The following is a 20174-nucleotide window of genomic DNA, read 5'->3' as shown; positions in this document are numbered from 1 at the left end:
GAAGACACCTAAATATAGCAGGTGACCTTCTACCTTTTTGCTCTTAGAAGTTTTTTTCAGGAGCTTCACGTTTCTATCTATTCTTTATGTTGTTTACTTTGGTACAACCTCACTTATCTTTCGGAACACACCTATTCCTGCCCGCTCCATTTCCAGACAATATCATACCTAAGACTACAAGAAGAAAAATAAGAATAGCAATCGTCCATGACTGTACTTCGTCAAACAGAAATCCTATGGAAACCGGACCGACAGCAGCGAGAAAGTATCCGAAAGACTGAGCCATGCCAGAAAGGTTGGAAGCTTGCACAGCGGATGGTGCACGCAAACTTATCAAAGTAAGTGCCAAGCTGATCGCTCCTCCTTGCGCTATCCCCATTAACGCTACAGCTAGGACCAACGTTATAAAATCTTCACTGAACAATAGGATGAACAGACCGATGATATAGACACTGCCAATACCCCAAACAATTCCCTGCTGGTTTTTCATTCGTCCTGCTAGGACAGGAGTCAGAAAAGTAATGGGAAGTCCGACAAGTTGAAGCCATGAAAGCATCCATCCTGCCTCTGAAGGGGCCATACCTCTGCTTTGCAAAATTTCTGGAAGCCAGGTAATGAGACAATAAAACATAAATGACTGCAGTCCCATGAATAGAGTGACTTGCCAGGCGATTTTTGAACGGAATAGCGGGCTGTTTTTGATATCGATTTTTGGAATTCTTTCAGGTTTTCTTTTCAACCGTGCTTGCGGCAGCCAAACTATCAGACCTATCAGTGCAAGGACCGCCCAAATTCTAAGCGATCCCTGCCATCCAGCAGCCAATGAATCAGCTAAAGGATAACTCACTCCTGAACCTAGGGCAGCGAAAGCGCTCATGGATATAGAATATAGTCCTGTAAGAAGACCTACTTTAGCGGGGAAATGCTGCTTGACGATAGCAGGCAGTAACACATTGCAAATAGCAACTCCAATACCGATAAGTGCTGTACCCGCAAACAATGCAGTAATCCACTCGACTGATCGAAAAACAATGCCAGTGGTAAGCACCACCAATCCAAGCAAAATGGATCTGCCGTTCCCAATCCGCAGACTTAAGCGTGGGGCTACTGCGGAAAGAATCGCAAAAGCAACAAGGGGGAGTGTGGTAAGTACCCCTGCTGTCCCATTTGAAATCATGAACTCCTCACGTATCGATCCGACCAAAGGACCTACAGCAGTTAAGGAAGGACGCAAGTTGAAAGCTACGAGTATTATTCCTGCCATTAAAACCGCCTGTTTTCGAGAGATAATACATGCCTCCTTTTTACATCAACGCTTCAGACAAGGAGCGGTTAAATGTGTTTTCGTACATAGTTTTAAAAATGTCGATCCCCTCATAAAAGTTTTTGTTATATTGCCCGGATTGTTTATCCACAGTCCATGCTGTTGATAATACCGCATGGCAGAATCCCCATAATAGCAACCGTTCTTTATTCAGAGTCAGCATCTCAGTCAAAATATTTATTCTTTCTCGTATCTTTTCAAATTTTCCATGGTCATGCAATTTGTTCAATAAAAATTGAATCAGGTCGTATTCGGTCTCCCCTATGAGTCCTTTAGGATCGATAGCCACCCACGATTGATCCTCTTTTTTCAGCACATTATAATGGTGAAAATCCCCGTGCAAAATTTTATATTCCTTTATAGTGAGATTCATATAGGTGAAAATATCTAAAGCTTGAATTAGAATATCGCTCGATATAGGTCCCAGACCCTCAGGATTCTGCTCACAAATTTGTTTAAGGCTGTTCTGCCTGTTTTTCGTTGTTGGCAAAGCCGTCTGTTTAGCAGCGGGAACTATCAAACGATCGATAACTTCAGCTGCTACTTTGGTTGCCTGTTGATCATCTTCCAATTCAGCAAGCATTTGACCAGGCTCTACCTTTTCCAAAATCAAAATGCGGTGGACAGGATCCTCATCCACTAATTGGACAATACCTTGTTTACCTAAGGAACGAAGAGCAAGTCGTTCCTCTTGATGCCCCTCTTCAGGCAACCCTAATTTCACAACTACCTTTTCCCCGTTTGTTATGGTGGCTGGAGCTACATAATTGAACGAAAGCTTGTAAGGAGAATGCATCTTGAGATTCCAATTCGTTTCACAATATGTAATCAATTGAGGCAGGTCACTGAGCCATTCTTCACCTTTATCTGGACAGGCCAATATCACTTTTCGAACGAACTCACCTGGTAGTTCCATCTGTTTTTCACATCCTTGACTTACAATTGGGCTCCCCAAATATCTAATCCATGTTTTAATCCGTTACTCCCTTTATTCCTGCTTGTTTTCCACTGTTCAACGTTTTTCTTTGGTAGTTCGGAATCCTCTTTGCCCGCTTTTTCATTAAAAGACCCAACAAGCTTATTTCCGAATTCAGACGTTCGCACTGTTTCCGTTACAAAAATGGTGCTTGCTCCATCCAGTCTATACGCCGCTGAACGAAGCGCCTCCGCTTTTAAAAAAGAGTCGCGCCATTTCCAGGACCTTCTTGCGTTTGTGAGTTAACGGAAACATCTTATACGTTGCTTCTCATGAAAAAATAACTACTGGTAAGTGATAACCATCGAGACTTGAATGCGAGATTGCTTGAAACTACATTAAAGTCCAAGAAGTTTTTAAACTATGAATGCTATAACTAGAGCACTGTAGTTTAATGCGCCTATTATATTAAGAAAGTTCTTATTCAGGTGATTTCTAGAAGCTGGTATATGGTGAGGGCTGCGGGGAATGGGGAGACTCCAGTGGGAAGAGAGTGCTTGGTGAGATCCCACAGGACGGGACGTCCGAGGAAGCTCACCAAGCTCCCACGGAAAGCGAGTCATTCCCCGCAACCCTAATCCACTCTACAATGCCATATTGTTGAATCACAAAAATCACCTACGAAGTTTAACATAGCTATTAAAAAAGCCAGCTCTTATCGAAAGAGCTGACCGCAATATTAGCTGGTTTGCATCGGGTTTTCCCTGACGTCTACGCTCCCTGTTTCTGATAATTCTATCATACTTTGTAAGTGTTTTCGGTATAAATACATGACAAACAGGTGGACTCTAGCTTGAGTATATTTATAGATGAACCAAGGTAGAGAAGGCATGTAATCATGAATGGCCACAATACATTCCTGTGTACCTGGGATTTGTCTGAATTCTAGACGCCCCCGTTCGTTTTTATTCGAATCGAAAAATAATCCCCCTGTAATATAATAAAGAGTACGTTTAGAAGTACTGCGTTCATGTGAATAAGATAGCTTTAATAATGGCTTGTCCGGAAAAGCTAATTTGATTCTATAGTTCATTTTCTCGTCAGTTTCCGATTGGAGAAGAGGATTGAATTTATTTGAAAGCCATTCTACATAATGCTGGGCTGCCCATTCAGCGTCTTTACCTTCGGGAAGCTGTATTCGCTGAACGGAACGAACATCTTGCTGAACTTGTGGGGCCTTGAATTTATTATTGGAAGAGCTTGAGGATTCTTTCTCCTTTTCCAATGACCATTCCGCCGCTTGTTTAAATGTCATCTTCCCATGACTAATCTCCTCGTCCATATTTTCAGAAGAAGCCGTCATCGGATGAACGAGGCTTTCTATCAAGGGATAGACCATTTCTTTTGGAGATTGTGTCGTCAGACTTACCCAGAGGCGGGAAAGTTTCACAGTAATAAAAGGTACATCAAACAACTTCGGTTTTCTCCCCATCGCTTCCGCAGTTTGAACCATCATGTCTTTATAGGTCATAACCTCAGGTCCTCCGACATCAATGGCTTGTCCTTTTAGTCGATTGTTATCTATACTTTTATCCAGTGCTTCCAGCACATCTGGTAACGCGATCGGATGCGTTTTTATACGTGTCCATTTCGGCAATGCCATGACAGGAAGCCGTTTTACAAGTTTTGCAAGGATCGGAAAAGAAGACCCCTTAGGACCTACAATCAGGGCCGCTCTGATGGTCGTCACAGGTACACCATACGCCCCGAGGATGTTTTCAACTTCTAAGCGGCTTCGTAAATGACGGGACAGCTTTTCCGCTTTCGGAATGATACCGCTTAAGTAGACAATTTGTTTCACTCCTTGTTTTTTTGCTGCCTGGGCAAAATTGTCTGCCAGGATGACGTCCATATCCTCAAATGTCCCTTGTGTCAATTTAGCGGACGGAAGCATGGAATGGACAAGGTACACAGCGATATCTGCTCCTTCCAGACCCTTCTCAGCATCGACCATCGAATATAAATCGCAGGATCTCCATGTTACGTGCTCACTATCCTCTTTGTTATCACCATTTCTTGATAAAGCAATAACATCGGCGTATTGTGTCAATTTCTCTAACAAGTTGTTCCCAATATATCCACTCGCCCCTGTCAGTGCAACAACTGGACGTTTTCTCTCTTGTTCCATAAGAAAGCCTCCTTACCTTAGTTAGTGACCTCTTCCCTTTTTATACCAGCAGGTAACATCTGGATATGGTCATAAGAAAAGCTGCCTCTATAATCAAGGCAGCTTTCATGTTATCGTACCATCTTATCTTCACCCTTCCACAATTCTTTGCGTATGACGACCTTCTGAATTTTACCCGATGCTGTTTTAGGCAGTTCCTCAACGAAAGAGTAGCTTTTAGGCACTTTAAAATGAGCGAGTTTGGCGCGGCAATAGTTTTTCAGTTCCTCTTCTGATAAGGAATGATTTTCTCTCACTACGATAACGGCATGCGGCGCTTCTCCCCATTTCTCATGGGGTACAGCAACAACAGCCGCCTCGAGGATAGACGGATGGTCATATAGAGCACCTTCGACTTCTATGGAAGAGATGTTTTCACCTCCGCTGATGATTACATCTTTTTTTCGATCAACAATTTCAATGAATCCACGCTCATCTACAACCGCCATATCTCCTGTATAAAGCCACCCATCACGAATCGTCTCATTAGTTGCTTCCGGGTTTTTGTAGTATCCCTCCATAACATTATTCGATCGGGTAGCGATTTCTCCAATCGACTTCCCATCGGCCGGTACATCTTCACCTAATTCATCGACCACTTTGACCTTGGATCCTACCATGGCGTACCCTGTTTTAGCTTTTAATAAATACTGTTCTTCTTTAGGCAGGTTTTTTTCAGAACCTCTTAAAGCGGAAGTTGTAATGAGCGGACTAATTTCTGTCATGCCATAGACTTGGATAAATTCCCATCCGAGCTCTTCTTCCACTTTTCTTACGAATGCAGGCGGTGGAGCTGATCCGGCGATGACTATTCTCACTTTTTGATCGATATCAATATTCATAACTTCATATTGCTCGAGAATCATATTTAAGACGGTAGGCGCCATGTGCAGAACCGACACCTTATGTTTACTTATTTTATTTAAAATGGCTTCCGGCTCCACTTTACGCAGCATTACCTGGGTTGCTCCATTCATCGTGTAATAAAACGGCGATCCCCATCCATTTACATGAAACATCGGAAGGACGTGGAGCAGTGTGTCCTGGTCTGATACTCGTAAATGATGCATAGCTGACAAAGCATGCAGGTAATTGGAGCGATGGGAAAGGAGTACACCTTTCGGATTTCCAGTTGTGCCACTTGTGTACAATAAGCAGGCGATATCAGATTCATCAAGTTCTTCACGATCGAACGTCTCCGTTGAGAATTGATTTCTCCATTGGTCATACCCTTCGTGTCCTCCGGAAGGTGCACCATGGATGATCACCTTTTCTAATTGAGGTATATCTGAAAGTATAGGTTCAACTAAAGGGTAGAGCTCTTCATCGACGAATAATACTTTACTTTCACTATGAGTGAGTATGAACTTATAATCATCTGGTTTCAGTCTCGTATTCAAAGATGTCATAATGGCACCTACTTGAAAAACTCCATAAAAACCTTCCAGCATTTCAGTGGAATTCGGTGCCAGATATGCAACTTTGTCTCCTTTTTGAATTTGTAAGTCTTTCAATCCTCGGGACAGCTGGTTCACACGATTGTTTAACTGACTATAAGTAAGAATATGGTGGTCATCAATAATAGCGGGTTTCTCTCCATAAAGTTCAACAGCACGATCCAGGAAATCAGTAAGTACTAAAGGTACATGCATGCAGTCATCGCCCTCCTCAATTAAAGCGTTTACATTTTATTCTAATGAATCTCCTGTTATATATCAATAGATATAAAAAGAATAGATATATAACAAAGAAAAAGACACAGCCCTGTTACTGTGTCCTTAACTATATTATCCTCCCGTGATTCCAAGAGCCGTGAGCAATATATAAACCATCATTATAAAAGCGGAGCCGTTTATCAAAAACAACAACCATCTAGCCCACCCTGTTCCTTTAAAAGCGAAGAACGCTCCCGCTAAAGGCAGGAGAACCATGATGAAAAAAGCTATTCTTCCAATTCCCCAGTAAGAGAAACCGCTGACCATCAAAGAAAATAGGAGAAGAAAACTTCCTAATAATATGAGAGAAATGATATTGAATTTTTTCTTCTTGTCCTGTTCATATGAAGTATAGTAAAAACTATTAGCCACAATATCCCCCCTATCGACATAAACATGTTCGCTTTTCTATTATAATCTTCACTGCAATGTTTATTAAGGTCCATATTACTTATAAATGAAATACTCCTTATGTAGTCATACTTATTATGAAATGGAGCAGTATAACTACAATCACGGTCGCAACCAGCACCCTGCTCTACTCTCCAGAAAGCTTTTCTTTCCCTACACCAGTATACCGTCCTAAGAGTTGCCACCTGTTTCTGTACCAAACAAAAATGATGAACAGCAGGCCGATCCCGCCGGCCCAGTGAAAGTGATCTCCCACTCCAAATCCAGCATATAAAAAACTCATTAAAGCTCCACCTGATAGAAGTAAAATACCTTAAGTAGTTTGTAACGTATCCCCCCCTCATCCATAATTTCGTTAATAAACCCCCATTGAGTGAACTTTTACAATTATTGCAAAACCAAACAAGACACTAATCCTCTGAACAAGAAAGTAAGCACACCGCAAAATGGTTAATGCCATGGAGTTTCCTCTCTAACCTCTTACCATACCCTTTCGACCCTTTCACCTGAATATCCTCTTACACACTTTAAAAATTGTTCGCCTTACGAACAGTCGAGCGTCCGCTATTCTTCTCTTCAACTACCGTATTTCTATTACTCGTAAATTACTACAAATTCATACATTTCCCAGGAAATTATATCAACCTATGCATATCTAAATTCATAATCATTTAGATTTATAGATTACTCGTGGTAGGATGAAGATAACTTACATAAAAGGAGAAGATCATATGTTCAAACCACTAGCTACTGATCAAGCACCTGCAGCCATTGGACCATACTCTCAAGCTGCTGATGTTGGTAATCTTATTTTCATTTCAGGTCAAATCCCTCTTAATCCTGAGACTATGGAATTTGTTTCTGAAAAAGTAGAAGAACAGGCACATCAAGTGATGAAAAACCTTGGAGCTATTCTCGAAGAAGCAGGGCTGACTTATAAAAATATCGCAAAAGCAAACATTTATCTTGATTCTATGGATGATTTTGCGATAGTAAATGAAGTATACGCAAGTTATCTTAGCGAACCCTATCCAGCAAGAGCAGCGGTTGAAGTCAGCAAGCTGCCTAAAGGCGCTAAGGTAGAAATCGAAGCGATCGCGGTTAAGTAAAAGCTTTCGGATTTAATGACAGGAAAAAAAACTGTCTACTTCTCACGTTAATCAGCATGGCATATAACACAAAAAAATGCTCAGAGTCCCATTCTATATGGCTCTGAGCATTACTTCTGTATAAGAGTTATTCAATTAAAGCACGCTGGTCGTCTAAGATCGTTTCCTTTGTGTAGAAAAAATGGTAAGGGAATAATTCATTTCAGTGCATTATTAATCTTCATCTTTTATATCAGGATCTTTAGGAATAGGTTCGTTCAAGTATTCTTCGATCATGTCACGATATTTCTGAATCTGATCGAAATAGGAGGCGAATTGATTTTGATTAATTAAATATTGAGCCCCATCGTGGATCGTACGTACTTTTTGTTCTCGAATTAGATTTTCCACATACGCTTCAGGCACATCCAAATACTCAGCTGTTTCTTCCACAGTTAAAAACAAGGCTTTCACCGTCCTTATGAATCAGTTGATGTAACTATATCACAAATACCTATAGAAAAAGATGGATTTACCTCCATTTTACACGAAATTACATACTTTTAATCAACAAAAAAAGCTTTCCCGTATTTCAGGGAAAGCTTTTCGATCTTTGACGCGAATGTACCGACGACCACATTCGTCGTTTAGCCTGATGGCATATACTTCGTCTTACACAAACAGCTCATCGCTTCATTACTATACCACGTATGCTTACAATACACAACGTTATTTTCTTAGCAGCCCCCAGCTGTGCTATAATTAAAAAATTACTACGTTCCTATGGAGGTACCACATGTTAAGTTTTGAAGAAAAAATTGCGGTAATTGAAGAGTTTGAAGAGTTAGAGAAAAAAAACGTCTCACTCGGCAGAGTGAATTTTCATTTTGAAGAAAGTTTGTATGATAAAAAGAATGTTGTCTATCACCTGCACCCTAATGGGAATGGTTTTGTATATGCTGGTGAAATGGAAGGCTATCCCGTCGATGATCGAGGTATGGTCAACATCCGTGATTTTGATGCCAAGGAACTGCACGCCATTGTACGTGAAGCCATTGATTCTTTAGCATCTACTCCAGCTGAAAAGGACCCTGTTCTCGAGGAATGGATGAACGATTATGATCAATTACTCATTCTTATGCGTGAAGAAGACGGCTACAATGTGTATGCTGGTGAAAATTTAGAAGGGACATTCAATTCCTACGAAGAAGCGGCCGACTTTTTAGAACAAGAAGGCTTTAAACAAGACTAACAAGGCTTTTCTTAGAGTGAAAGTATTCACTTTAGGGAAAGTTTTTTTTAGACATTTTTCCCTTTAGAGTTTTGGAACACACTTCCAATTAATCAACAGGCAGGATAGTGTAAGACTTGAATTCGAGATGATCTGGGTTCGTTGCCCTATTAAGAGGCAGGGGTGGTTGGGAAGCCACTCGCTTTCCTGTGGGGGAAGTGGCGAGCTTCCTCGGGCTTGCAGCCCTGTGGGATCTCGCCTACATCCTTCTCCCACCTTTTACACTTAAATTAGTGTAGGGCGTGAATCAGCCCATAAACCATATGGGGCCTATCCAGCTCCAGCGCTTAGCGGCTACTGAGACTTCCTTCACTTCTGTACGATAAGTCAACATCGAATCACTCCGTTCTTCGTGTTTCCTTTATCTCCGCCAGCTCAGTCCAGTCCATACGCCGCTGACCAAAGCGCTTCCGCTTTTACAAAAGGAGTCTCGCAGCTTACCAACAACCCCATTCGAGGAAGGTGAGAAACGAACCCTCATTTTAATTAAGAGCGTCTTCCCTATTCCTGTCCAATGAAAATATTGTATTCTGCCTCTAATTTCTTAATAAAAACCTATGTTAAGACAATCAGTATGCTTTACTACCAATAGCTATGTTATAAGATTTTCCGTTCTTAAATGATTGAAAAAGAGCTCCGGGAAATTGCGAGACTCCTGTGTGAAGTGAGTGCTTGGGGAGACCCCGGAGAGCGAAGCTCGAGGAGGCTCCCTGCGCTCCCACGGAAAGGGAGTGATTTCACGGAGCTCTTCCCGCTGTTAAACATGACGGAAACAACTCTAACATCTTGAAACTGAGTCTTCAACAAAAGGAAGATTATATGAATATCAACACGGAACTTTAACAAAGCCTTTTAAAAAGCCGAGTGCAGCATGTTTGATTTTCGCACTCGGCTCACTTGATTAAAGTTTATCACTAGGCAATTGAATCGTCATCGTCGTCCCATGTCCGATTCGGCTTTCCGCCTTTATTTCGCCATCATGTTCTTCAATAATGCGTTTGGAAATAGGCAGACCGAGTCCGCTGCCTCCTTCTGAAAATTTCTTGGCTTCTTGAGATTGGTAAAACAGTTCAAAAATATGCGGCAGATCATGACTGAGAATCCCCGGTCCGTTATCCGTCACTTCAATTGAAATGACCCCTTTGTTTTCTGTTAAATAAACATCAACCATCTTCAAATCTTTTTCCATATGCTTCAGGCTGTTATTCAGAAGATGGATGATGACTCTTCTCAGCTGCTTTGGATCGGCCTTCGCTTCATATGGCTGGACTTTTTCCGCCTTGAATGTAAAGGCTATCTCTTCCCATTCCATTTGGAACTCCTCCATAATTTCCACAAGGAAAGAACGTAATTCAACTCTTTTGAAGTCAAAGGCGAGGCGGCCCATATCCAATTCAGAATGCTGGAACAGCTCTTCAATTAAGCGGTCTAATACAATAGATTTCACATGAATGGCTCTTATAGAAGTGAGGATGTCATCTTTATTGGCCTTTCCACTCAGAATCCATTCGATTTGTTCTTTAATAAAGGTCACGGGGATTTTTAACTCATTTGACATATTCAGCAACAGTTTTTCCCGGTTCTCCGCATATTTGTCCTGAACTTCATTCGATTCCACTAATTGAAGCCTCATACGTTCAAATGAATCGGCAAGCTTTCCCACTTCATCTTTTCTCATTTGTTCAAAAGGAGCATCTGTCTCTGTCTCCCCCGCACTGATTTCCTCAGCCGCTTTTGTCAATTGCTTCATCGGACGAATGAAGTTCTTCATGGCATAATACAAAAACAACCCGTTCGCTAGTAAAATAAGCAAGAGCATTCCACCTAAATGTATCGAAACGAACGTCAGCTGGTTATTTCCTTCTACGCTAAAATCGAACATATATAAAAGCAGATAAGCTTCAAAGGCTAAAAATAAAATGACAGGAATTAAAACGATGGTGATATTTGATCTTATGAAACGTTTACTAATAGACATGCATACTGCTCCTTTTCTATGTATTGCTTACTTTTAAGCATATACCATCATGAAGCAGAACGTCTACAAAAAGTGGTAATCCACTTTTACCACTTTTATTTTGAGCCCTTCCAATACTAAAAGACACAACCTTATTCTGATGATGAGGGTCTTTCTACAAATGATATGAAGATTAGCCAGCCCACTGCCTAAACTGAATGTTCTGCTTTCTCATGGAATAGATCTTTCTATTAACCGAATACCATCCTTAGGCATACGATGCTCTATATCTATACCGCCGCAGTCGGTCAGTTTAAGAAGGAGGATCCCATGAATCCTTATGATACACGTCCTGTGACTCAGCCCTCTGTCGTTGCATTTGCTCAAGGAGATGTTAATGGAAATGGTGTGTTGGACAACGTTTATTTAACTGGACTAAAACCGAATGGAACCGATAGTCCTTTCACCACAAATATCACTCTAGTCATTCAGACCGGAGGGAGCGAAGATTTTTACAGTATTCCTCTGGAATCAAATGCGGGTTACGACCCTGCTTTATTTTTAGGTGATTTCACCGGGGATCGAATTGATGACATTTTAGTGAGTATAAATTCGGGGGGAAGCGGTGGATTCTATTATTATTATATCTATTCTTTTTTGAATAACCGTCCTAAAGATCTATTTAATTATGAAACGTTCAATTCTCAATATTTGTATGATGTAATGTACCAAAACAACTATAAAGTACTCGTAACGAACCAGACGCTGAATCTCTCCTACATCCTCGACATTAGTAACCGCGGTTCAGAATATTTATCGGAAATTTATAATTCGGACGGCACTTTGAAACTTCCTGTCCAAGGTTGGGTCTCAAGCCTGAATACAGCTTACCCTGTCGATTTTGACGGAGATGGGGTTTATGAGCTGTTTGCTTTTCAAAGGATTGCCGGACGATATAACGCGGATGGAATTGGATTAATTCAATCTCCTCTTAAGTGGGATGGAGAGAAATTTGCGATCACCGACGATTGGCAGTATGCAGCGGTGCTTGGAACGAGTACAGAATGAAAAGAAACAGGTCAGCCCTGAAGGCTGACCTGTTATTTATTTAAGGGAATATGGTTCTCTAAAGCTGAAAATTTTTGTTGGACTTTTTTCACCAGCTGCTCTTTTCCTATATTATCCCATTCATAACTCAGAACTCGGTTTCGCCCCGCATTTTTCGCTTCATATAACGCTTTGTCTGCCGCATTAATTAAGTATTCCATTTCTACATTCAGAGAAGTGGCCACTCCAATTGATACCGTAACCTGAAGCTGCAGTCCGTTGACTAGAAACGTTTCCTCTTCAATAGCTGCTCTGATCCTCTCCATCGCCTTCTCTGCTGCACCATGATCACAATGAGGCAGAAGCACCACAAACTCCTCTCCCCCATAGCGAGCTATAATATCAATACTTCTCAAATTTTCTGTGAACAACTCGCTCATTCGCTGGAGAACCAGATCACCGGTTACATGTCCATGAGTATCGTTCACTTTTTTGAAAAAGTCGATATCAATGATAGAAACAGCCAGCGGTGAACATTTCTCCTTTTCCATTGCGTATTCTTCATAAAATCTCATGAATGCACGACGATTATAAAGTTTAGTCAGTGGATCTCTGCTCGCTTTTTCTAATAAATCTTTCTTCGAAGCTGACTCCTCTGCCAAATCCTTGACCATCCATGATAAAAATAAACTAAGTGTGATACTCATAGGCATCGCTACAGGAATGATCGAACGTAAATAATCTTGCAGAGGGAATACTCCTAGCATCGCGATTACGAAGGAATTCAATACATTCAACCCTATGGAGACGAATATTATTTTTTTTACGAATGACCATTGTGCCAAGTATTTGTTCATCAATAAACCTGCTAAAGAAAGGAGGAGCATATTAATGAAGCCAACTATTGCCGCTTCACTGATTCCAAAAGTGAAACGAAGTACCCCTATGCCTGTCCCGACAACGACTATATGCCAGGGCTTCTTTGCAAACAATGTCGCAATAATGATGGGAATGAAGCGAAGATCGAAAATTACAGCATCTCCTAAGTGAATTCCAAAGAACATCGACGACCATCCCGCTAAAATTGAGAACGTGATGAAAATAAGGACTTTCATCCGGTTATTCAAATTGACAAGAAACTGTTTATGCAAAAAAGCTGACAAATAAATGATTGTAATTAAAATACTGGCATTCAGTATGAATTCCTCAATATTCACCATCATGGATGATCCCTCTTTTCTATACAAAACCTATTTCTTAGAAAATGCATCACTAAGCTCTCACTCTATTATTGAAAAAGGGCATCTCATTGATCGAGGTTTATAGTAAGAGTATTTTCCTAAATGAATCTCTTTCAAACCCTTTAAACCGTTAATGACTGATACTATAGAACTATTGTACGTAACCTCTTACGAAAAAACAAAGGTGAATATGCTTCTTCCAAAAATTTTGCTTTAAAACATTTTAAGCTATTCAACTAAATCTCCTTATTGACTTGGTTGCGAGATATTTTGTAAGTTTCCGTTACTAAAAATAAAGATTGAAGGTCCTACCGAAAATCACTCTCTTTCCATGGGCGTACGGTGACCTTCCTCGAGCTAAGACCGTGTTTTCTCACCATGTACGATCCTTCCATAGCAATTCCCCGGTCCTTCTTGCCGAGTGTGAGAATAACGGAAACATCTAATGATCAAAAAGCTGTAAAAAATCTTTATACCAAAAAAAATGCCTGACAAATTGTTAGACAATTTATCAGGCATTTCAGACTGGATTTTAAGTTTTCGTTAGGATACAGAACCCCATTACAATTACTCTTCTTTTTCAGTTAAGGAAATTCAGTATATCAGATCTATGTCTGTGAAAGAGATTTTTACCTAATTGAACTAATTCATCCATACAGCTTACTTCATCAAACGAAATCTCATTCTCCAGTTCTTCATTGATGCGAAGATACTTCTCGCCTAGCAGCAGCTGAGTGTGATATGACACTGATTCGGAAGAAAGATTCAATGCCAAATCCAGTAGTTTAGGCTTCGCCTTCACAGACGGCAGCTGCAGCGGCATCCAATGCCGAAGTCCCCAATATTTCTCATGATGGGTAAATTGTATTTTTTGTTTGCCTGTTCCGAGCGAAAGAATTTCGATATCCGCTAAACTTTTATTAAAGAAATGTATAGCTTCCGTAACGCACACGAGCGATGGGTTGTTCGCCCATAACCCACCATCAACTGACAGATAGCGGCTGTTCACGTTATTTGGCGGAAAATAAACGGGTGCTGAACATGAAGACAAAACGGCATCCCAAAGTGGAATGCTTCGGTCGTCATGTTCTGATTCAATGTTATGACTACGATGTATATAGGGTTTTCCATGAGTAAGATCCACAGCGGGAATCAAAAGGGGTTTCTTTACATCGGATAAAACTAATTCACCGAAAGCTTCTTTAAGCAACATACGTAAATCTTCATCGCTGTATACACTCTTCATAAGTCCCACTTTAGCCTGCCGCTTAAAAATTTTTTCTCCATAAGTTTCGTAATACCCGAGGATGTCTTCCATGCTTTTATCCAATGCGATAGAAGCCCCGATAATTGAACCCGTACTCGTCCCCGCAATCAAGTCGAACTTCTCTCCGATCATACAACCCGTTTCTTTTTCTAATTCCCTGAGAACGGCAATCGGCAATACGCCTCTGATTCCGCCTCCATCAATACATAACATCCTCATACGCTACCACCTAAAATCACTGTTTACTTCCATTCTATCCATTACAATGCTCACTTAGACCTTGCGCAGATTATAGATGAGAAATACAGTAAATGTATGGTAAAATGAAAGTAGGAAAACTTAAATTATAACTCCAAGGAAGGTGTTTATAATGAAAGAAAACATTTTAGTCGCATATGATGGTTCAGAGTTGAGCAAGAAAGCGGTTCGAGAAGCACTGACGAAAGAATCTGCCAATAGTGAATCACAAGTACACGTTATCTCCGTCATCAAACCGACAGGTCCCTTCACAAACCAAAAGATATCTGAATCAATCGGTACGGAATTAGCTGAGAATTACAGATCCGAACTTGAAGCGATCAAGGAAGAGTTCAAAACCGTTCATCAGCCTATTATAACTGATGTTCTCGTCAGCAATCGCGAGGGTAACCTCGGTCATAAAATTTGTGAGTATGCTGAACAGCATGATATCGATTTGATCATCATTGGAAATCGGGGCTTAGGCAATGTGAAAAAATTCTTTCTTGGAAGCGTCAGTAACAATGTGGCGCAGCATGCTAAATGTCCTATATTAATCGTCAAATAAAAGATGAAGCCTGACCAGATGGGCATCCCCCTTCCTGGTCAGGCTTTTTTAATGACTCGCTGCACCAATTTCTTCTTCGTAGACAGTCAATGCCTCATCAAACATACGTAACCCTTCATCTATTTGTTCTTTAGATACAGTAAGCGGTGGAATCATACGGATGATTTCTGTTTGATTTCCTCCGAAGTAAAAGAGCACTCCATTTTCAAGAGCGGTGTCTAATACCCTGAAAAGCCCCTCACTATTAGGTGCTCCAGTTACCGGATCGATAATTTCTATTCCAATCATCAGCCCAACAGATCTTACTCGCCCGATGACCGGATGCTTCGTTTTCAATTTCTGCAGCTTGTCTGCTGCGTATGCTCCTATTTTTTTCGTATTCGAAAGCAGGTCTTCCTCTTCAATGACATCCAGCACAGCATTTGCTGCGCTGCAGGCGATCGGATTGCCTCCAAAAGTCGTAGCATGGCTTCCGAGAGGCCACTGCTTCATAAGTTCATTGGAAGCTACCGTAGCACTTAATGGCATACCGTTAGCTATCCCTTTAGCAATCGCCATAATGTCAGGTGTGACATCAAAAGTTTGGGAGGCGAACCACTCCCCAGTCCGGCCGAATCCTGTTTGTACTTCATCAAATATAAGCAGAATGTTGTGATCATCACAGAGTTCCCTTATTTTTTTCAACCACGCTTTTGGCGGAACAACATAGCCTCCTTCTCCAAGGACCGGTTCAACGAGAACAGCGGCTACCTCGTCAGGAGTCACCTGGTGAGCAAATAAGCGTTCGAAATCTTTCTCTAATTGCTCTACGACATATTTTTCAGGGTCCACTCCTTCTGGACTTTCGTCAACTTGGGCATAAGGAATCTGGTAAGACCCGCTCGGATTCAAAAATTTACGATATTTACTCTTCGAACTAGTCACGCTCAGTGCTCCCATTGATCGGCCATGAAATCCGCCGATGAATGAAACGATATACGGGCGTTCTGTTACATGCTTCGCGAGCTTGATCGCTCCTTCTATAGCTTCAGCTCCACTATTTCCAAAAAAGAAACAGTCCAGTTCTCCTGGCATGATTTCTGCTAATCGATCAGCCAATTTTAAAATCGACTCATAGATAATCACTCCGGAAGGTCCGTGGCCTAATTGGTCGGCTCCCTCTTTAATCGCCTCGACGACTTTAGGATGCCTGTGCCCAACGTTCGTAGTGGCTATTCCTGAAGTGAAATCCAAATATTGCTTGCCATCCACCCCATAATAGTAACAGCCTTCTTCTTTTACGACAGGTAAATTCGGATGGTCCTTCGCCATGCTGGGCGCTAAGCGGTTGGACATATTTTCTACTAAATGACTCCAATCTTTTCCCATAAAACAACAACCTCCTCCAACACTTCTCGTTCATATTATCATGCGGTTTAAAAGAATAGCAGATGAGCCATAAGTGCAGCGATAGGCAGGGTCACTACAGTACGCTGTAAAAAAATGATGAACAGTTCCAATAAGTTCAATGGAATTTTTGACTTGATCAGTAAAATCCCGATTTCCGACATATACACGAGCTGGGTAAGTGACATTACACCAATAACAAACCGCGTCAGCTCTGATTCAATACCAGCTCCTATAACTGCAGGCAGAAACATATCTGCGAAACCGACGATCATCGCCGGAGCGGCTTCTGCAGCTTCAGGAATCTGCAGCAGGTTCAAAAATGGTATGAATGGATACGATAAAAACGTAAATATAGGAGTAAATTCAGCTATAATCAAAGCGATCGTACCTAAAGCCATGACCAACGGAATCAAACCCAGCCATATATCCGCTACATTGAATATTCCACGACTAATCACATCACGTGCGCTCTTTACTTGATCCGCTTTTCTTACTGCCTGGTCCACTCCCCAGCGAAAAGTTGAAATACCTGCAGGAACGGCTTCATCAATCTGCTTACCTGCTGGTTCATAATAAGAGTTCTTTTTTCTAGAAAGCGGAGGAATCCGCGGGCAAATGACTGCCGCAATGATACCACAGACAGCTACAGTAAAATAGAACTGCACGAACATATCGTCTATTTCTAAGAATCTTGCAATGATAAGACTGAAAGCGATAGAAGCGATTGAAAAGTTAGTAGCGACAACGGCTGCTTCCCTTTTCGTATAATAGCCTCCTTCATACTGCTGGGTTGTAAGTAAAACCCCGACCGTACCGCTTCCCATCCAGGAAGCTAAAGCATCAACAGATGATCGTCCCGGAAGCTTGAATAAAGGCTGCATAATTTTACGGACCACTGAACCGATAAAATCCATCAACCCAAACTCTAAGAGTAAAGGCATGAATAAACTAGCGAATAAAAACCAAACCATCAGAACCGGAATCAAATCAAACAGGACAACTTGTCCAGTTAATTCCGAAGAAATCACTTCCGGTCCCGACCCTGTCAGAGTCAGTGTTGCAAATACGGCTCCGAGTAAACGAAGAACGATCCAAAATAACCCGATATCAAATAAACTAGATAAAAATTTATGATTGCGTATCGCCGGGCTGCTGATCGTTTTAATAAGGAAACTGCCTAAAACCGAAGTCCAAAGCACAATTGTCATGAATAGTGGAATATAATCAGATATAGCTGCTTGAAGCCCATCTGCCATTATTCCTAACCCAATAGTGACCGATCCATTAAAAGATACAGGTACTAAAAAGAGAAGTACCCCAATAATGGAAGGTATTAAAAACTTCATCAGCTGTTTCGATGTATAGCTCCCTGTTCCGTGGTCAGGATCTTGTTTTTCCAATTCCATAATAAACCCTCCGATAATGAATATTTTTTGCATATTTAATAGTTCATTGTGCTCAAAAATGTATGATTCAATTTGTTAATCATACATTTACTTGTATAAAAATTCAATAGTGATATTTAATTTAAGAATATTCAATCTTTTAAGCTTAGAAAGGCTTATATCAAGCTTTCAGAAAGTATAACAGAAAATATGCATAGATGATCTAATATTAAGAATATTCAATACATTATAATTAGAATATATAGAAAATAATAACATTACCTAAATCTATATACCTATCTATTTTGGAATGATTTGGTTCGAATGTATATTTTCTAAGATTATAAATTTAGAATAATACCAAAAATTATGAATATCTTTTTGATCACTTACATTATTTAGTGTGTTGTAAGTCGCAACACTCAATAAAATGATGCTTACTAAAATTTCATAGATTTCTTATCTCGAGAGGTGTAGGGACTGGCCCGTCAATATCTCAGTAACCACTGTTTTAAGCAGTATGGTGCTAAATCCAGCAAGTGTAAAAACTTGAAAGATAAGAAGAAGGATTGTATAACCAAAAGTCTTCTTAAGAAGGCTTTTTTGTTTTTGTGCAGGCACTAAAACACCGCACCATCAGATGATTGGAGGATAACCATGAATTTTAAAGATGCATTACAAGACCGAACTCTAATAGGAGAAGGCGCTTTAGGGACATTACTATATTCTTATGTGAAGTACTGAATCTGTCTCATGAAAGTGAAGTACGTAACGTCCACAAAGCATAAGTAGAGGCTGGAGCTGATGTTTTACAAACCAATACATATGGGGCAACGATAGGCGGCATACGTGCGATCAAAAAGCAGGCTGTAACCTTTGAAGAAATTAATCGGAGTTTCCGGGAGCAATTGTACTGCTTTATTCGAAGAAGTCGATGGTCTGTTATTCGAAACATTCTATTATTTAGAAGAGTTAAAGACCGTCTTACAAATCGTGCGAAAAGAAACGAATCTTCCTATCATAGCTCAAGTATCTATGCATGAACCTGGAGTCTTACAGGACGACACTCCACTCCCTAAGGCTTTGAACATACGTGAGAGATATGGTGCTGACGTCGTCGGAGTGAATTGCCTGCTTGGACCTTATCATATGACCCGGGCGCTGGAAGCTGTTCCTTTGCCAAAGAAAGCTGTGCTCTCCGCTTACCCGAACGCCAGCTTAATAGTATCCTTTCATAACTTTTTCTTTGTAATCACTCCTGCGGGAATGGATGGACTGGCTAGACCCCAAAGATCGTTAGATCAAGGAGGCTGGCCGTCATCCCCTCGGAAAGCGAGTCATTTCCAAGAACCTATTTGTCTAGACAAAAATAACGAACCTATCTTCCAGATAAGGGAGATAAGCGGAAATCATAAGATAAAAATCTGTATTGACGGCTAACTTCTTCTCCCTCACAATAAATCTAACGAAGGGAGCGCTTATTATGGCTGCAATTCCATTAATGCTCGATCTAAAAAATAAAAAAGCAGTCGTCGTTGGAGGCGGGAAGATTGCTGAACGAAGAGTTCGTACTCTTCTAAGCAGCGAAGCTGATATTAAGGTGATCAGTCCTGCGCTTACTTCTTCTCTCACAACCCTTTATCAAGATGGAAAGCTGGACTGGCATGAAAAATCCTTTTCTGCTGAGGATCTACAGAATGCTTTTCTTATCGTTGCTGCTACTAACGATTCGGAGGTAAACCGAGCCATAATCGAGTCAGCTCCTCAAAATGTGCTGCTGAACAGTGTCGAGGATGCAGCAGCAGGGAATATTCAATTTCCTACGCAATTCTCAAGAGGAAAGCTTTCGATCAGTGTGTCAACGAACGGCTCAAGCCCTATATTGGCTGCAAAAATCAAACGTGATTTAGCTGTGCAATATGATGAAAAGTATGAGGATTACTTAGATTTCTTATTTGAAGCGCGTCAGCTGATTAAAAGGTCCTCTCTATCTACTGAAAAGAAGAAACAGTGGCTTCGCCGCCTAGTTGATGAAGATCATTTTCACCCTGAAGACCAGGAATTTGTACTTGAACAACTTAATAACATACAATAAGCCCACCATCTTATAG

The 20174-nt window shown here is 40.9% G+C and carries 17 protein-coding genes, 1 pseudogene and 1 riboswitch; of the genes and pseudogenes, 6 read left to right on the top strand and 12 right to left on the bottom strand.

Annotation, left to right across the window (positions count from 1 at the left end; translation table 11 throughout):
- Positions 1 to 109 precede the first annotated feature (109 nt).
- The 6 genes from O2Q26_RS06275 to O2Q26_RS06250 all read right to left on the bottom strand — a co-directional run bounded on the left by O2Q26_RS06275 (position 110) and on the right by O2Q26_RS06250 (position 6876).
- Entirely contained in the window at positions 110 to 1264 is a 1155-nt protein-coding gene (locus O2Q26_RS06275; protein ID WP_289215075.1) for a CynX/NimT family MFS transporter, read from the bottom strand.
- Positions 1265 to 1304: 40 nt separating this feature from the next.
- Positions 1305 to 2240: an aminoglycoside phosphotransferase family protein gene (locus tag O2Q26_RS06270; protein WP_289215074.1), complete on the bottom strand. Its 936-nt coding sequence runs from the start codon at positions 2238 to 2240 to the stop codon at positions 1305 to 1307.
- A 739-nt stretch (positions 2241 to 2979) separates the two neighbouring features.
- Positions 2980 to 4428: an NAD(P)H-binding protein gene (locus O2Q26_RS06265; RefSeq protein WP_289215073.1), complete on the bottom strand. Its 1449-nt coding sequence runs from the start codon at positions 4426 to 4428 to the stop codon at positions 2980 to 2982.
- A gap of 110 nt (positions 4429 to 4538) precedes the next feature.
- Positions 4539 to 6119 carry a long-chain-fatty-acid--CoA ligase gene (locus O2Q26_RS06260; protein WP_289215072.1) on the bottom strand — a complete coding sequence of 527 codons (1581 nt, stop codon included), beginning with the start codon at positions 6117 to 6119 and terminating at the stop codon, positions 4539 to 4541.
- 135 nt (positions 6120 to 6254) lie between these two features.
- Positions 6255 to 6554 carry a hypothetical protein gene (locus O2Q26_RS06255; protein ID WP_289215071.1) on the bottom strand — a complete coding sequence of 100 codons (300 nt, stop codon included), beginning with the start codon at positions 6552 to 6554 and terminating at the stop codon, positions 6255 to 6257.
- Positions 6555 to 6720: 166 nt separating this feature from the next.
- Positions 6721 to 6876 (bottom strand): hypothetical protein, encoded by a 156-nt coding sequence (locus O2Q26_RS06250; protein ID WP_289215070.1) that lies wholly within the window; start codon positions 6874 to 6876, stop codon positions 6721 to 6723.
- Between the two features lie 448 nt (positions 6877 to 7324).
- On the opposite strand from O2Q26_RS06250, the gene O2Q26_RS06245 reads away from it, so the two are divergent.
- Positions 7325 to 7702, top strand: a complete 378-nt coding sequence (locus O2Q26_RS06245) for a RidA family protein (protein WP_289215069.1) — start codon at positions 7325 to 7327, stop codon at positions 7700 to 7702.
- 213 nt (positions 7703 to 7915) lie between these two features.
- Here the strand turns inward: O2Q26_RS06245 and O2Q26_RS06240 are convergent, their stop codons facing one another.
- The gene (locus O2Q26_RS06240; protein WP_253934010.1) at positions 7916 to 8146 is read right to left on the bottom strand and encodes a helix-turn-helix domain-containing protein; all 231 of its coding nucleotides are present in this window, start codon (positions 8144 to 8146) and stop codon (positions 7916 to 7918) included.
- Positions 8147 to 8477: 331 nt separating this feature from the next.
- Here O2Q26_RS06240 and O2Q26_RS06235 point away from each other — a divergent pair, with 331 nt between their 5' ends.
- A complete protein-coding gene (locus O2Q26_RS06235) occupies positions 8478 to 8933 on the top strand; it encodes a hypothetical protein (RefSeq protein ID WP_289215068.1) in 456 nt (151 codons plus the stop codon).
- Positions 8934 to 9873: 940 nt separating this feature from the next.
- Here O2Q26_RS06235 and O2Q26_RS06230 read toward each other — a convergent pair.
- A complete protein-coding gene (locus O2Q26_RS06230; RefSeq protein WP_289215067.1) occupies positions 9874 to 10950 on the bottom strand; it encodes a HAMP domain-containing sensor histidine kinase in 1077 nt (358 codons plus the stop codon).
- A gap of 309 nt (positions 10951 to 11259) precedes the next feature.
- On the opposite strand from O2Q26_RS06230, the gene O2Q26_RS06225 reads away from it, so the two are divergent.
- A complete protein-coding gene (locus tag O2Q26_RS06225; protein WP_289215066.1) occupies positions 11260 to 11997 on the top strand; it encodes a YybI family spore inner coat protein in 738 nt (245 codons plus the stop codon).
- 32 nt (positions 11998 to 12029) lie between these two features.
- Here the strand turns inward: O2Q26_RS06225 and O2Q26_RS06220 are convergent, their stop codons facing one another.
- Both O2Q26_RS06220 and O2Q26_RS06215 read right to left on the bottom strand, forming a co-directional pair.
- A complete protein-coding gene (locus O2Q26_RS06220; RefSeq protein WP_289215065.1) occupies positions 12030 to 13199 on the bottom strand; it encodes a diguanylate cyclase in 1170 nt (389 codons plus the stop codon).
- A gap of 598 nt (positions 13200 to 13797) precedes the next feature.
- On the bottom strand, positions 13798 to 14703 hold the full coding sequence (locus O2Q26_RS06215) for a CBASS cGAMP-activated phospholipase (RefSeq protein WP_289215064.1): 906 nt from the start codon (positions 14701 to 14703) through the stop codon (positions 13798 to 13800).
- Between the two features lie 151 nt (positions 14704 to 14854).
- Between O2Q26_RS06215 and O2Q26_RS06210 the strand changes: the two genes are divergently transcribed.
- On the top strand, positions 14855 to 15289 hold the full coding sequence (locus O2Q26_RS06210) for a universal stress protein (protein WP_289215063.1): 435 nt from the start codon (positions 14855 to 14857) through the stop codon (positions 15287 to 15289).
- Between the two features lie 48 nt (positions 15290 to 15337).
- Here the strand turns inward: O2Q26_RS06210 and O2Q26_RS06205 are convergent, their stop codons facing one another.
- Together O2Q26_RS06205 and O2Q26_RS06200 are read right to left on the bottom strand one after the other, a co-directional pair.
- Positions 15338 to 16657 (bottom strand): aspartate aminotransferase family protein, encoded by a 1320-nt coding sequence (locus O2Q26_RS06205; RefSeq protein ID WP_289215062.1) that lies wholly within the window; start codon positions 16655 to 16657, stop codon positions 15338 to 15340.
- Between the two features lie 47 nt (positions 16658 to 16704).
- Complete coding sequence (locus O2Q26_RS06200; RefSeq protein WP_289215061.1) at positions 16705 to 18084, bottom strand: YjiH family protein; 1380 nt, start codon at positions 18082 to 18084, stop codon at positions 16705 to 16707.
- A gap of 435 nt (positions 18085 to 18519) precedes the next feature.
- A riboswitch (SAM riboswitch) is annotated at positions 18520 to 18626 on the top strand.
- 94 nt (positions 18627 to 18720) lie between these two features.
- Here O2Q26_RS06200 and O2Q26_RS06195 point away from each other — a divergent pair.
- Both O2Q26_RS06195 and O2Q26_RS06190 read left to right on the top strand, forming a co-directional pair.
- A pseudogene (locus tag O2Q26_RS06195) lies at positions 18721 to 19284 on the top strand (homocysteine S-methyltransferase family protein); the annotation flags it as partial.
- 262 nt (positions 19285 to 19546) lie between these two features.
- Positions 19547 to 20158, top strand: coding sequence for an NAD(P)-binding protein (locus O2Q26_RS06190; protein WP_289215060.1), 612 nt, complete (start codon positions 19547 to 19549; stop codon positions 20156 to 20158).
- The last annotated feature ends 16 nt before the right edge of the window (positions 20159 to 20174 follow it).

The organism is Halobacillus campisalis (assembly GCF_030345335.1).
GTDB lineage: Bacteria > Bacillota > Bacilli > Bacillales > Halobacillaceae > Halobacillus_A > Halobacillus_A campisalis.
This window is presented reverse-complemented; position numbering and strand designations above follow the sequence as displayed.

What these genes read in the sequence shown, in the direction of transcription:
- O2Q26_RS06275 (WP_289215075.1), bottom strand. Translation starts at nt 1,264, where the DNA reads ATGGCAGGAATAATACTCGTAGCTTTCAACTTGCGTCCTTCCTTAACT.
- O2Q26_RS06270 (WP_289215074.1), bottom strand. Translation starts at nt 2,240, where the DNA reads ATGGAACTACCAGGTGAGTTCGTTCGAAAAGTGATATTGGCCTGTCCA.
- O2Q26_RS06265 (WP_289215073.1), bottom strand. Translation starts at nt 4,428, where the DNA reads ATGGAACAAGAGAGAAAACGTCCAGTTGTTGCACTGACAGGGGCGAGT.
- O2Q26_RS06260 (WP_289215072.1), bottom strand. Translation starts at nt 6,119, where the DNA reads ATGCATGTACCTTTAGTACTTACTGATTTCCTGGATCGTGCTGTTGAA.
- O2Q26_RS06250 (WP_289215070.1), bottom strand. Translation starts at nt 6,876, where the DNA reads ATGAGTTTTTTATATGCTGGATTTGGAGTGGGAGATCACTTTCACTGG.
- O2Q26_RS06245 (WP_289215069.1), top strand. Translation starts at nt 7,325, where the DNA reads ATGTTCAAACCACTAGCTACTGATCAAGCACCTGCAGCCATTGGACCA.
- O2Q26_RS06235 (WP_289215068.1), top strand. Translation starts at nt 8,478, where the DNA reads ATGTTAAGTTTTGAAGAAAAAATTGCGGTAATTGAAGAGTTTGAAGAG.
- O2Q26_RS06230 (WP_289215067.1), bottom strand. Translation starts at nt 10,950, where the DNA reads ATGTCTATTAGTAAACGTTTCATAAGATCAAATATCACCATCGTTTTA.
- O2Q26_RS06225 (WP_289215066.1), top strand. Translation starts at nt 11,260, where the DNA reads ATGAATCCTTATGATACACGTCCTGTGACTCAGCCCTCTGTCGTTGCA.
- O2Q26_RS06220 (WP_289215065.1), bottom strand. Translation starts at nt 13,199, where the DNA reads ATGATGGTGAATATTGAGGAATTCATACTGAATGCCAGTATTTTAATT.
- O2Q26_RS06215 (WP_289215064.1), bottom strand. Translation starts at nt 14,703, where the DNA reads ATGAGGATGTTATGTATTGATGGAGGCGGAATCAGAGGCGTATTGCCG.
- O2Q26_RS06210 (WP_289215063.1), top strand. Translation starts at nt 14,855, where the DNA reads ATGAAAGAAAACATTTTAGTCGCATATGATGGTTCAGAGTTGAGCAAG.
- O2Q26_RS06205 (WP_289215062.1), bottom strand. Translation starts at nt 16,657, where the DNA reads ATGGGAAAAGATTGGAGTCATTTAGTAGAAAATATGTCCAACCGCTTA.
- O2Q26_RS06200 (WP_289215061.1), bottom strand. Translation starts at nt 18,084, where the DNA reads ATGGAATTGGAAAAACAAGATCCTGACCACGGAACAGGGAGCTATACA.
- O2Q26_RS06190 (WP_289215060.1), top strand. Translation starts at nt 19,547, where the DNA reads ATGGCTGCAATTCCATTAATGCTCGATCTAAAAAATAAAAAAGCAGTC.